The 11,709-nt window shown below is 67.8% G+C and carries 14 protein-coding genes; 8 read left to right on the top strand and 6 right to left on the bottom strand.

Going from position 1 to position 11,709, the window contains the following annotated elements; translation table 11 throughout:
• From KUV49_RS07970 to KUV49_RS07935, 8 genes are read left to right on the top strand one after another with little or no spacing between them, the layout of a single operon-like run.
• Positions 1–771, top strand: coding sequence for an amino acid ABC transporter ATP-binding protein (locus KUV49_RS07970; RefSeq protein WP_222449489.1), 771 nt, complete (start codon positions 1–3; stop codon positions 769–771).
• Positions 768–2,120 (top strand): aspartate aminotransferase family protein, encoded by a 1,353-nt coding sequence (locus KUV49_RS07965; protein ID WP_222449488.1) that lies wholly within the window; start codon positions 768–770, stop codon positions 2,118–2,120. The genes KUV49_RS07970 and KUV49_RS07965 overlap by 4 nt, the downstream gene beginning before the upstream one ends.
• Entirely contained in the window at positions 2,117–2,809 is a 693-nt protein-coding gene (locus KUV49_RS07960) for a CoA transferase subunit A (protein ID WP_222449487.1), read from the top strand. The genes KUV49_RS07965 and KUV49_RS07960 overlap by 4 nt, the downstream gene beginning before the upstream one ends.
• Positions 2,796–3,449, top strand: a complete 654-nt coding sequence (locus KUV49_RS07955; protein ID WP_261391089.1) for a CoA-transferase subunit beta — start codon at positions 2,796–2,798, stop codon at positions 3,447–3,449. The genes KUV49_RS07960 and KUV49_RS07955 overlap by 14 nt, the downstream gene beginning before the upstream one ends.
• A gap of 6 nt (positions 3,450–3,455) precedes the next feature.
• The gene (locus KUV49_RS07950) at positions 3,456–4,748 is read left to right on the top strand and encodes an ArgE/DapE family deacylase (protein ID WP_222449486.1); all 1,293 of its coding nucleotides are present in this window, start codon (positions 3,456–3,458) and stop codon (positions 4,746–4,748) included.
• Between the two features lie 3 nt (positions 4,749–4,751).
• A complete protein-coding gene (locus KUV49_RS07945) occupies positions 4,752–5,927 on the top strand; it encodes a thiolase family protein (RefSeq protein WP_222449485.1) in 1,176 nt (391 codons plus the stop codon).
• A gap of 7 nt (positions 5,928–5,934) precedes the next feature.
• Positions 5,935–7,092, top strand: coding sequence for an amidohydrolase (locus tag KUV49_RS07940; protein ID WP_222449484.1), 1,158 nt, complete (start codon positions 5,935–5,937; stop codon positions 7,090–7,092).
• The gene (locus KUV49_RS07935) at positions 7,089–8,204 is read left to right on the top strand and encodes an alanine racemase (protein ID WP_222449483.1); all 1,116 of its coding nucleotides are present in this window, start codon (positions 7,089–7,091) and stop codon (positions 8,202–8,204) included. Before KUV49_RS07940 ends, KUV49_RS07935 begins: the two co-directional genes overlap by 4 nt.
• Before the next feature lie 6 nt (positions 8,205–8,210).
• Here KUV49_RS07935 and KUV49_RS07930 read toward each other — a convergent pair whose 3' ends face one another.
• The 6 genes from KUV49_RS07930 to KUV49_RS07905 all read right to left on the bottom strand — a co-directional run bounded on the left by KUV49_RS07930 (position 8,211) and on the right by KUV49_RS07905 (position 11,669).
• Entirely contained in the window at positions 8,211–9,245 is a 1,035-nt protein-coding gene (locus KUV49_RS07930; protein ID WP_222449482.1) for an energy transducer TonB, read from the bottom strand.
• On the bottom strand, positions 9,242–9,628 hold the full coding sequence (locus tag KUV49_RS07925; protein WP_222449481.1) for an ExbD/TolR family protein: 387 nt from the start codon (positions 9,626–9,628) through the stop codon (positions 9,242–9,244). The genes KUV49_RS07930 and KUV49_RS07925 overlap by 4 nt, the downstream gene beginning before the upstream one ends.
• Before the next feature lies 1 nt (position 9,629).
• Positions 9,630–10,010, bottom strand: coding sequence for an ExbD/TolR family protein (locus tag KUV49_RS07920; protein WP_315899487.1), 381 nt, complete (start codon positions 10,008–10,010; stop codon positions 9,630–9,632).
• Positions 10,003–10,656, bottom strand: a complete 654-nt coding sequence (locus KUV49_RS07915; RefSeq protein ID WP_222449479.1) for a MotA/TolQ/ExbB proton channel family protein — start codon at positions 10,654–10,656, stop codon at positions 10,003–10,005. Before KUV49_RS07915 ends, KUV49_RS07920 begins: the two co-directional genes overlap by 8 nt.
• A complete protein-coding gene (locus KUV49_RS07910) occupies positions 10,653–11,087 on the bottom strand; it encodes a hypothetical protein (RefSeq protein ID WP_222449478.1) in 435 nt (144 codons plus the stop codon). Before KUV49_RS07910 ends, KUV49_RS07915 begins: the two co-directional genes overlap by 4 nt.
• A gap of 387 nt (positions 11,088–11,474) precedes the next feature.
• Complete coding sequence (locus KUV49_RS07905; protein ID WP_222449477.1) at positions 11,475–11,669, bottom strand: PLDc N-terminal domain-containing protein; 195 nt, start codon at positions 11,667–11,669, stop codon at positions 11,475–11,477.
• Positions 11,670–11,709: the final 40 nt, after the last annotated feature.

Genomic DNA, 11,709 nt, shown 5'->3' with positions numbered 1-11,709 from the left:
ATGACCGACACCGAACATTTCGTCGAAATCAAGCATGCCCAGAAATCCTTCGGCAAGCTTGAGGTGCTCAAGGACATCAGCCTCAACGTCGCGCGCGGCCAGATCGTGGCGATCATCGGCCCGTCGGGTTCAGGCAAATCCACGCTCCTGCGCGCCATCAACGACCTCGATGCGCTGACGGGCGGCGAAATCTGGCTCGACGGCGTGCAGGTGAACCGGGACCTGCCCTACCGCCAGTACGAAAAGCACATCAACCAGATGCGCCAGGACATCGGCATGGTGTTCCAGCACTTCAACCTGTTCCCCCACATGACCGCCCGCGACAACGTCACCATGGCGCCGAAGCTGCTCAAGGGCCTTTCCAAGGCCGAGGCCGACAAGCTGGCCGAGGAACAGCTCGACAAGGTCGGGATGCTGGAACGGATCGACTATTACCCGTCGCAGCTGTCGGGCGGCCAGAAACAGCGCGTCGCCATCGCCCGCGCCCTCGCCATGAAGCCCAAGCTCATGCTCTTCGACGAGGCCACATCGGCCCTCGACCCCGAACTGGTGGACGAGGTGAACCAGGTCATGAAGAAACTGGCCGAGGAACACATGACCATGATCATCGTCACCCACGAGATGGATTTCGCGGCTTCGGTCTGCGACCGCGTGCTTTTCATGGACAAGGGCGTGGTGGTCGAGGAAGGCCCGCCCAGCGTGGTTTTCAAAAAACCCACCAAGGACCGCACCCGCGAATTTCTTCGCAAGCACCTCGCAGGCGCCAAGTGACCGACACGCCCTCTTACCTCTTCTACCAGTCGCGCAACCCGCGACCGTTTCTCGACCATGGCGAGGGGATCCACCTGATCGACGAGGCGGGCAAGCGCTACATCGACGGATCGTCGGGCGCGATGGTGTCGAACATTGGCCACTCCAACCCGCGCGTGCTGGCCAAAATGAAGGCGCAGATGGACAAGGCCACCTTCGGCTACCGCCTGCATTTCCGCACCCACCCGTCCGAGGATCTGGCCGCCAAGACCGTCGCCATGACGCCCGACGGCCTCGACCGCGTGTTCTTCGTCTCCGGCGGCTCCGAGGCGGTGGAAAGCGCCGTGAAACTCGCCCGCCAATACGCCCTGACCCAGGGCCACAACAACCGCTACAAGGTCATCTCGCGCTTTCCCTCCTACCACGGCTGCACCTTCGGCGCGCTCGACCTCACCGGCTACGCCCCCCTGCGCGACCCTTTCGCGCCGATGCTGAGCGAAATGCCCAAGGTCGCCGCCCCCACCACCTATCTCGACCGCGACAACCTGACGGAAGAGGCGCGCGGCCTGAAATACGCCGAGCTTTTGCGCGACAAGATCCTCGCCGAGGGCCCCGACACCGTGCTGGCCTTCATAATGGAACCCGTCGGCGGCGCCTCCACCGGCGCGCTCGTCGCGCCCGACAGCTATTATGGCCGCATCCGCGAGATCTGCGACGAGTTCGGCGTGCTGCTGATCTATGACGAGGTCATGACCGGCGCGGGCCGCACCGGCAAATTCCTCGCCGCCGAACATTGGGGCATCACCCCCGATATCGTCTCCATGTCCAAGGGCTTCGGCGCGGGCTACGCGCCCCTCGGCGCGATGGTCGCGGGCCGCCGCCTTGTCGATCCGGTGCTGGATGCGGGCGGCTTCGCCCACGGCTTCACCTATGCCGGCAACCCGCTGGCCTGCGCCGCCGGCCTCGCGGTGCTGGAAGAGATGGAAGAACACGACCTCATCGGCAACGCCGCCCGCATGGGCGACGTCCTGATGTCCGAACTGCGCGCCCTGATGAACCGCTACCCCTTCATTGGCGACGTGCGTGGCAAGGGTCTGCTCACCGCGTTCGAATTCGTCTCCGACCGCACCACGATGGAACCGCTCGACCCCGCGCTCAACGCCCATGACCGCCTTGTCGAACTGGCCTACGAACGCGGCCTCATCCTCTATTCCCGGCGCACCCGGGGCGGCACCAAGGGCGACCATTTCCTCGTCGCCCCGCCCCTTATCATCACCGAGGCACAAATCGCCGAAATGATGACCATCCTCCGCGACGCCCTCGACGCCTTCGCGCAGGAGATCGGCCTGCCGGTGGAGAGCGCGGCATGAGACTCCCCGACAAGCGCTGCAGCATCGAAGACGCCATTGCCCAGATCAAGGACGGCGCCACCGTCATGGTCGGCGGCTTCGGCGTCCCTGGCACGCCCATGACCCTGATCCGGGCGCTGGTGGCGCACGGCGCGCGCAACCTCACGCTGATCAAGAACGACGCGAACGAGCCCGGCATGGGTATCGACCACCTGCTGCAAACAGGTCAGGTCAGACGCCTCATCACAACCCATCTCGGCCTCAACAGCCACGCCATCGGCCTGATGAATTCCGGCGCGATCGAGGTCGAATTCAACGCCCAAGGCATCCTCGCCGAGCGCATCCGCGCGGGCGGCGCTGGCATCGGCGCGATCCTCAGCGATATCGGCATCGACACCGAACTCGCCCGCGGCAAGCAGGTGGTCGAGATGAACGGAACGCCCTACCTCGTCGAGCCTGCCCTGCGCGCCGACGTGTCCCTGATCCACGCCGACACCGCCGACCCCTTCGGCAACCTCGCCTATGTCGCCACCGCGCGGAACTTCAACCCGCTCATGGCCATGGCCGCGCCCTTGGTGATCGCCGAGGCCGAGCGCGTCGTGCCGTTGGGCGACCTCGACCCCAACGCCGTCCACACCCCCGGCGTCTTCGTCGATCACGTCACGGAATTGCCCGAGATATCAGAGGATTACGCCGTTGTCCGACGCTAGGGATCGCATGGTGGCCCGCGCCGCGCGCGAGATTGCACCGGGCATGGTCGTCAACCTCGGCATCGGCCTGCCGACCAAGGTGGTCAACCACCTGCCCGCCGATTTCCCGGTCTGCCTGCATACCGAGAACGGCATGACCGGCATCGGCCCCGCCCTCTCGCCCGACCGGGCCGACCGCAACCTCATCGACGCGGGCGGCGCCTATGTCACGCCCGTCCCCGGCTCGGCCTTCTTCGACAGCGCCACCAGCTTTGCCGTGGTCCGCTCGGGCCGGCTGGACCTCACCATGCTGGGCGCCTTCGAGATCAGCCAGACCGGCGATCTCGCCAACTGGAAGATCCCCGGCAAGTTCAGCCCCGGCGCGGGCGGCGGCATCGAACTGGCGCAAAAGGCCCGCCGCGTCGCCGTGCTCACCACCCACACCGACCGCGCCGGCAACCCCAAGCTCAAGGCCACCTGCGCCCTGCCCCTCTCGGCCAGCGCCTGCGTCACCCGCATCTTCACCGACCTCGCCGTGATCGACGTCACCCCGGACGGCTTCGCCCTGACCGAACTCGCCACAGGCACCAGCGTCGAGGACGTCACCCGTGCCACCGACGCCGCCATAGCGATCCCCGACACCCCAATTCCGACCTTCTGAGAGACCATGACCGAAGACCTCAAGACCCGCCTCTGCGCCGCCGTCGACGCCGGCTTCGACCGGCAGGTGGCGTTCCTGACCGAGCTCACCTCCCACCCCTCGACCCGTGGCAACGAGCAATCGGCACAGAACTTCATGGCGACGGAACTCGCCGCGCGCGGCTACGAGATCGACCGCTGGCAGATCGACCTCGACGACATCCGGCACCTCCCCGGCTTCTCCCCCGTCCTCGGCCCCTACGAGGACGCCGTGAACGTCGTCGCCACCCATCGCTCGAAAACCTCCAAGGGCCGCTCCCTCATCCTCAACGGCCATATCGACGTGGTCCCCGCCGGCCCGCTCGACATGTGGGACAGCCCGCCTTTCGAGCCGCACGTGAAAGACGGCTGGCTCTACGGCCGTGGCGGCGGCGACATGAAGGCGGGCCTCGCCTCCAACCTCTTCGCCCTCGACGCGCTCCGCGCCTGCGGCCTCGCCCCGGCGGCGGACGTGCATGTCCAGTCGGTCGTCGAGGAGGAATGCACCGGCAACGGCGCGCTCGCCTGCCTCGCGCGCGGCTACAAAGCCGACGCCGCCCTCATCCCCGAACCCTTCGCCGAACAACTGGTCAGCGCCCAGCTTGGCGTCCTGTGGTTCCAGGTCCACCTCAAGGGACGGCCCACCCATGTCGCCTATGCCGGCACCGGCGCCAACGCCATCGAGGCCGCCTTTCCGCTGATCCAGGCCCTGCACGACATGGAGCATCGCTGGAACGAGGCCGCGCACCGCCCGCCCGAATACGCCCACATGGACCACGCGCTCAACCTCAACATCGGCAAGTTCCAGGGCGGCGACTGGACCAGCTCCGTTCCCGCCTGGGCCGTTTTCGACGTCCGCATGGGCCTCTTCCCCGGCCAGTCCCTCGACGCGGCCAAGCAGGAAGTCGAACAGGTCATCCGCGACGCCGCGCAGCAAAACGCCTTCCTGCGCAATTCCCCGCCCGAGATCGTCTATCACGGCTTCCACGCCGAAGGGTATGCGCTCTCCCGCGACACCTCGCAGATCGCCACCAACGCCGTCGCATCACTCGAATCCGCACACCAAAGCGTCACCGGCACCCCCCTCACCCGCGAGTCCATTACCGCCACCACCGACGCGCGCTTCTTCGGCCTCTACGCCGACACGCCCGCGCTGGTCTACGGCCCCCGGGCCGAGGCGATCCACGGCTTCAACGAGCGGGTCGACCTCGAAAGCCTCCGCCGCGTCACCCAGACCACCGCACTTTTCATCGCCGACTGGTGCGGCACCGAGGTGGCCTGACACATGCGCGACGCCGTCATCGTCTCCACCGCCCGCACGCCCATCGGCAAGGCCTATCGCGGTGCCTTCAACAATCTCACGGCCCCCAGCCTCGCCGCCCCCGCCGTCCGCGCCGCCCTCACCCGCGCCGGGCTGGAGGGGGCCGAGGTCGAGGACGCCATCTTCGGCGCCGCCCTCACGCAAGGCACCTCCGGCGTCAACGTCGCCCGCCACATCGCGCAGGCCGCACAGTTGCCCGACAGCGTCGCGGGCGCCACCATCGACCGCCAATGCGCCTCGGGCCTCAACGCGCTCGCCATCGCCTCGCACATGGTCCGGGCCGAGGGCGTGGACGTGGCCCTCGCCGGTGGCCTCGACAGCATCTCCCTCGTCCAGAACGACCACTGGAACGCCCACCGCTACCGCGACCCCGCCGTGCCCGACAGCTATTACATGGCCATGCTGGACACGGCCGAGGTCGTCGCCGCCCGCTACGGCGTCACCCGCGCCGCACAAGACGCCTATGCCCTGCAAAGCCAGCAGCGCACCGCCAAGGCGCAGGAAGCCGACCTCTTCGCCGACGAAATCATCCCCGTCGAGACCACCAAACTGGTCACCGACAAGACCACCAAGGAAACACACGAAGAGCCCGTCCGCCTCGCCGAGGACGAATGCAACCGCCCCGACACCACCGCCGAACGGCTGGCCAACCTCCAGCCCGTACGCGGCGAGGGCAAGACCATCACCGCCGGCAATGCCAGCCAGCTCTCCGACGGCGCCGCCGCCCTCGTAGTGATGTCCGAAAAAGAAGCCACCCGCCGCAATCTCACGCCCCTCGGCGCGCTACGCGGCTTCGCCGTCGCCGGTGTCGCGCCGCAGGAGATGGGCATCGGCCCCGTCCACGCCATCCCCCGCCTGCTCGACCGCGCCGGACTCTCCACGGACGACATCGATCTCTGGGAAATTAACGAGGCTTTCGCCGCGCAACTCCTCCATAGCCGCGACACCCTCGGCATCCCCGACGACAGGCTCAACGTCAACGGCGGCGCCATCTCCATCGGCCATCCCTACGGCATGTCCGGCGCGCGCATGGCCGTGCATATCCTGCTCGAAGGCCGCCGCCGGGGCGCCAGGTGGGGCGTCGTCTCCATGTGCGTCGGTGGCGGCCAGGGCGCCGCCGGCCTTCTTGAAATCTTCTGAGGATCCCATGACCACGCTCCCCTCCAACCAGATCGCCTACCTCACCGCCCTGCGCCAGGACCTGCACCGCCAGCCCGAGGTCTCGGGCGACGAGGTCGAGACGGCAAAACGCATCACCCGCGAACTCACCGCCCTCGGGGCCGACCGCATCTGGCAGGGCCTCGGCGGCCACGGCGTCGCCGCCGAATTCACCGGGCGCGCGCCCGGCCCCACCGTCCTTCTGCGCTCTGAACTCGACGGTCTGCCGATCCGCGAGATCAACGACATCCCCCATGCCTCGCAGATCGACGGCAAGGGTCACCTCTGCGGCCATGACGGCCACATGGCCACGCTGATGGGCGTCGCCATGCGCCTCGCCACGCGCCCCGCCAAGGGTCGCGTCATCCTGCTCTTCCAGCCGGCCGAGGAAACCGGCGCAGGCGCGCAGGCCGTCATCGAAGACCCGCAATGGGCCGAGTTCCGCCCCGACTACGCCTTCGCCTACCACAACGTCCCGGGGCTGCCCTTGGGCGAGATCGGTCTGCGCTCCGGCCCCGCGAACTGTGCCTCGCGCGGGATGCAGATCCTGCTCACCGGCAAGAGCTCTCACGCCGCCTTGCCCGAGGACGGCCTCTCGCCCGCTCCCGCCATGGCGAGCCTGATGACCGCCCTGCCCGCGCTCAGCCGCGGCACCATCGCCGACGCCGATTTCACCCTCGCCACCCTCACCCACGCCAACCTGGGCGAGCCTGCCTTCGGCATCGCCCCCGCCGATGGCGAATTGCGCGTGACACTGCGCACGATGACCAACGAGGGCATGGATCAGCTGATAGACACGGCCCTCGACAAGGTCGCCCAGGCCCAGGGCGACCTTGTCACCGACATCCACTGGCACGACGTCTTTCGCGGCGTGGTCAACGACGCCGACGCCACCGAGATCGCCCGCCGCGCGGCCCATGACCTCGGGCACGGGGTCAACGAGTTGCCCACCCCCATGCGCTGGTCCGAGGATTTCGGCCGCATCGGCGACGACGGTGCCAAGGCCACGATGCTCTATGTCGGCGCGGGAACCGACATGCCCCAGCTGCACAACCCGGATTACGACTTCCCCGACGCGCTCCTGCCCGTCGTGACCGACCAGCTCGCCGGCATTGTCGACCGCCTTCTGGGCCTGCCCGACACATGACCGACCCCGCGATCCCCGACGCGTGGTGCGAGGTCCACCGCGACCGGATCGAGGCCAACATCCGCATCGCCCTGGCCCGCGTCCCCAAGGGCCGCCGCTTCTGCGCCGTCCTGAAGGCCGACGCCTATGGCCACGGCATCGCCACCGTCGTTCCCCTGGTCCGCGCCCACGGCATCGACTGTATCGCCATCACCTCGAACGCCGAGGCGCGCGCGGTGCGCGACGCAGGCTACACCGGCCAGCTGATCCGCCTGCGCGCCGCCACGCCGATCGAGACCCGCGCCGCCCTGCCCGACGGGGTCGAGGAACAGGTCGGCACGGTCGAGGCGGCCGAGAACCTCGCCGCGCTGAAGAAGTCCGGCGCGCCCGTCCGCGCCCACCTGTCGCTCAACGCCATGGGCATGTCCCGGGACGGGCTGGAAATCGGCACCGACGAGGGCCGCGCCGCCTGCCGCGCCATTCTCGACCGGCTGGGCAACAGCATCACGGCCATCTGCACCCATTTTCCCGACAATGCGCCCGACGAGCTGCGCGCCAGCGCCGCGCTCTTTCAACAGCACGCCGACTGGGTCCTGGACCAGGGCAACCTCTCGCGCGAAGACACCCTCGTCCACGCCGGCAGTTCGCTCACGCTGGTCTCCGATCAGCCGGTCCAGACCGACATGTACCGCTGCGGCGCTCTGCTCTATGGCATCCTCAAACCCGAATGGGGCTTTCAGACCACGATGACCCTCAAGACCCGCGTGGTCAGCGTGGCCGATTACCCCGCGGGCGCCACGGTGGGCTACGACCGCACCTGCGTGCTCGACACGCCCCGCCGCCTGGCGTGCCTGTCCATCGGCTATGCCAACGGTGTCCGCCGTGCTGGTCAGAACACCGGCACCGTCCTGATCGGCGGGCACGAGGCCCCCGTCCTGGGCCGCATTTCCATGAACACCACCGTGGCCGATGTCACCGGCCTCGACGGTATCTCGGTCGGCGACCCGGCGGCGATCTTCGGCGGATCGCACGACACGCGCGGCGCGCTGGACACGGCCGAGGCGCAGTTCGGCACCATCATCGCCGATCTCTACACCGACTGGGGCCTGAGCAACCACCGGATCGTCCGGTAAGCGCCGTCAGCTGCCCTTGATGTTGATCGAGAAACTGGTGCGCGCCCCTGCGGGCGGCGGCGGGAAGGGCGCGGCGCGCTGCACCATCCGCAGCGCCGCCTGGTCCAGCTTGGCCGAGCCCGAGCTGCGGGCAATCGACAGTCCCGCTAGCCCGCCATTGCCGCCGATGCGGAACGCCACCACCGCCGTGCCCCGGCTGCCCACCCGTGGACGCGGCACGCGAGAGATCTTCCGCATCACCTGTCCGGGATAGTTGCTGGCCGCGGCATTGCCCGTGGCCTGCGACTTGCCCGAGCCCTGCGCCGTCGATCTCGTTTGCGTCTGTGTCCCCGAGGCACTGCCCGCACGCGCGTTCTGCTGCGCGTTGCCCTTGGGCTGGGTCTTCGGCTTCGACTGCGTCGTGCGTTGCGGCTTCGGTTCGGTCCGCTTCGGCTGCGCCTTCGGCGGCTCGGGCTTGTGCGCTTTCTCGAACTCCGCACTGCGCGGCTTGGGCCGCAACGACCGGGTCACCGCGCTCGGCGCCTCGTCCACCGGCTCCAGGATTTCCGCCTGCTCCGGCTCTGTCGGCTGCACGCTTTCCTCCGGCACGGACTCCGACGGGGTCACGGGCACCAGCGGCACGTTCGGCGTAATCTCCGCCTGCTCGACAGACTGGGCCTCGACCGGCTCCGGCACGTTTTCGACGGGCGTTTCGGTCGGCGTCACCGGCGCGGTCTCGGCCTGCTCGACAGGTTCGGCGGTCTCCTGCGGATCAATGTCGGGCGACGTGTCCTCGGGCCGGTCCTGTGCGGTTTCCTCGGGCATGTCCTGCGCCGAGACCTCTTCCGGGGGCGTTTCCTCGACGACCTCCTCGGTGGCGTCGGGCGTCATCACCCCCGCCGCCATGTCGGCAAAGCTGTTGCCGATGCTGGCCTCGACGCCGCCCGCATCGCCCTCGATCTCTATCGCCTCGCCCTGGAACACCGCCGCCACCACGGTGCCATGCAGCACCAGCGCCGCCGTCACGGCCACGGTTTTCACAAGACGCGACGAAGCGATCATTCCAGCCCCCTCTGCGTGACGATCACCACGCGCTCCGCCCCCGCGCCGCGCAGGTCCCGCGCCAGGTTCACCAGCGTCTGCGCCGACAACTCCTGGTCCGGCACCACGCGCACCAACGCGCGGTCTTCCTCGCTGCGCCGCGCCAGGAAGTCCTCGGCCGAGGCAATATCGTCGCCGCGGAAGCTCATCCGCCCGTCGGGATGCACCACCAGCGTGTCGGGCGGCGACCGCCCTTCCAGGTCCGCCGTCCGCACCAGGCTCAGATCCTTGTCCAGCGGCTGCGACAGGGTGCCCGCCACCATGAAGAAGACCAGCATCAGGAACACGATGTTGATCAGCGCGATCGTGGGTTCGCGGCGCGAGGATGTCTTGGCCTTGCGCATCTCAGGACCCCAGCACGCTGATGCTGACGCGCTCGATGCCGCGCAGCACGACCAGCAGATCTGTCAGGCGCTGCGCCGTCACGCCGTCGCGCAGGCTGACCACCACGGGCCGCGCCTCGTCGGTTTGCGGCATCTCGGCAAAGGCGGCGCTCAACCCGTCCAGTTCGACCTGCTGTCCGTTCAGGCTCAGGTCCTCGTCGCTCAGGCGCAGAAAGCTGATCTTGGTCTCGCTGCTGCCGCTGCCCCCCGCGCCCGCGGCGGCCAGCTCGACCTCCGCAAAGCGCGAAAAGGTCGATGACAGCATGAAGAACAACAGCAGCAGGAAGATCACGTCGATCAGCGACGTCATCGACAAGCGCCTGCGCCGCGAGGTCTTACGCACGGCCCGGCTCCGCTTCGAAATCCGCCGCAGGCGCCGCGCGGCCCTGCGGATGCAGTACCGTCGAAATCGCCCGCTCGGCGGTGACACGCTCGCCGTCCATCCGGCCCTCCAGCCAGCTCAGCACCATCGAGGTCGGCATCGCCACGGCCAGCCCCACGGCGGTGGTCAGCAGCGCCACCCAGATACCGCCCGCCAGAAGCGACGGATCGACCTGCGCCCCGGCCTCCTGCAGCGACTGGAACGCCTCGATCATGCCCAGAACCGTGCCGAACAGGCCCAGCAGCGGCGCCAGCTGCGCCACGCTGTCCAGCAGGCGAAAGCCGCGCTCCAGCCGCGCGAACCGTGATTCCGCCTCCGCCTCCAGCCGCTTGCGGTCCTGGGGCTGCGCGGAAAACGCCATCTCGACCACCGGAGCGAGGTAGCTCTTCGATTGCTTCAGCGCCGCCAGCGCGGCCGCCAGGTCACCCTCGTCCCAGGCCTCGACCGCCTCTTTCATCGCCTTGTGCCGTCCCACCCCGGCAGCCGAGAACTGCCACAGCTTGTAAAGCACCGTGGCCAGCGTGACCACCGACACCGCCAGCAGGATCATGACGACCGGACCGCCCAGGTCCGCAACCTGGCGCAGGCTTTCCAGAATCCCGTTCATCCCGTCACCTCGATATTCGTGCGCGTCTCCAGCTTCAGCCCGGTCTCGCAGGCGGTGTCGGGCAGCTCGGCCGCCTCGCAGGTATGCGCGCCGTTGATCAGCACCTGGCCCAGCCCGTCACAGGCCATGCCGGGCACGGAAAACTGCCGCACACGCGGCCTCCCCGGGGGCAGCGTGCCGAAATCGAACAAAGTCAGGCGATCCACCTGGCCTTCGCTGTCGAACAGCACGGTCTCGTAAACCGCCTTGTCGATCTGGGTGGGATGGCCGTTTATCACCAGGAAGGTCAGCGTGCAGCTGCTCTCGTTCGCCTTGGTGGCGTTGAGCTCGATCAGGACGGCCTCGCCCAGCTCTTCTTCCTGCGCCACTGCGGCCTGCATGCCGGCGACCCCCGTCAGCATCGCCATCAGGGCGGTGGTGAACCTTTTCATCTCGCGTCTCCCTTTCACGTGATCCGCGCCGCATCCCGCAGGACGCAGGCCGGGCCACGTTTCAAACCAATTCTCGGCGCGGTCAAGCGCTTCACGGCCGTGACTATCGCGGAAGATGGGGGATTCGGAACGCGGCTCGCCCTGAACTCGCGCTTTCGTGTGCATCCCCGGTCTTCTGCAGCCGGTCATGTTCGTGCGTCGGCCTGGCAAAAGACGGGTCTCGGCTTGGGGACGCTTTGGCAAATGTCTCTCACATCCGGCCCGGACACTCAATACCCAAACAAATCTATCGGAAATAGAAATTGCCCGTCCTTGCCCCGGACGGCGCGACACGAAAACGGGGCGCATCCACCGGATGCGCCCCGCAAATTCAGATTTTCAGTGCAGCTATACCTTCGAGGCCGCCGCGCTGCGCGGGCCTGCGATCAGCCAGATGATGAAGCCGATAATCGGCAGGATGATCACCAGCAAACTCCACAGAACCTTCTTGCCGGTCGAGGCACTCGAGCCGATGATATTCACCAGGGCCCAGATATCCAGGACCAGAACGATAAGGCCGCCAAGGCCACCAATCTCCAACATTTTTGTCTCCTTTTCTGCGTGTTTAACGCGTCAGTCTCAC

Source organism: Roseovarius atlanticus (assembly GCF_019802205.1).
Taxonomy (GTDB): domain Bacteria; phylum Pseudomonadota; class Alphaproteobacteria; order Rhodobacterales; family Rhodobacteraceae; genus Roseovarius; species Roseovarius atlanticus_A.
This window is presented reverse-complemented; position numbering and strand designations above follow the sequence as displayed.

What these genes read in the sequence shown, in the direction of transcription:
- KUV49_RS07950 (WP_222449486.1), top strand. Translation starts at nt 3,456, where the DNA reads ATGACCGAAGACCTCAAGACCCGCCTCTGCGCCGCCGTCGACGCCGGC.
- KUV49_RS07910 (WP_222449478.1), bottom strand. Translation starts at nt 11,087, where the DNA reads ATGAAAAGGTTCACCACCGCCCTGATGGCGATGCTGACGGGGGTCGCC.
- KUV49_RS07905 (WP_222449477.1), bottom strand. Translation starts at nt 11,669, where the DNA reads ATGTTGGAGATTGGTGGCCTTGGCGGCCTTATCGTTCTGGTCCTGGAT.
- KUV49_RS07930 (WP_222449482.1), bottom strand. Translation starts at nt 9,245, where the DNA reads ATGATCGCTTCGTCGCGTCTTGTGAAAACCGTGGCCGTGACGGCGGCG.
- KUV49_RS07960 (WP_222449487.1), top strand. Translation starts at nt 2,117, where the DNA reads ATGAGACTCCCCGACAAGCGCTGCAGCATCGAAGACGCCATTGCCCAG.
- KUV49_RS07945 (WP_222449485.1), top strand. Translation starts at nt 4,752, where the DNA reads ATGCGCGACGCCGTCATCGTCTCCACCGCCCGCACGCCCATCGGCAAG.
- KUV49_RS07925 (WP_222449481.1), bottom strand. Translation starts at nt 9,628, where the DNA reads ATGCGCAAGGCCAAGACATCCTCGCGCCGCGAACCCACGATCGCGCTG.
- KUV49_RS07915 (WP_222449479.1), bottom strand. Translation starts at nt 10,656, where the DNA reads ATGAACGGGATTCTGGAAAGCCTGCGCCAGGTTGCGGACCTGGGCGGT.
- KUV49_RS07970 (WP_222449489.1), top strand. Translation starts at nt 1, where the DNA reads ATGACCGACACCGAACATTTCGTCGAAATCAAGCATGCCCAGAAATCC.
- KUV49_RS07940 (WP_222449484.1), top strand. Translation starts at nt 5,935, where the DNA reads ATGACCACGCTCCCCTCCAACCAGATCGCCTACCTCACCGCCCTGCGC.
- KUV49_RS07935 (WP_222449483.1), top strand. Translation starts at nt 7,089, where the DNA reads ATGACCGACCCCGCGATCCCCGACGCGTGGTGCGAGGTCCACCGCGAC.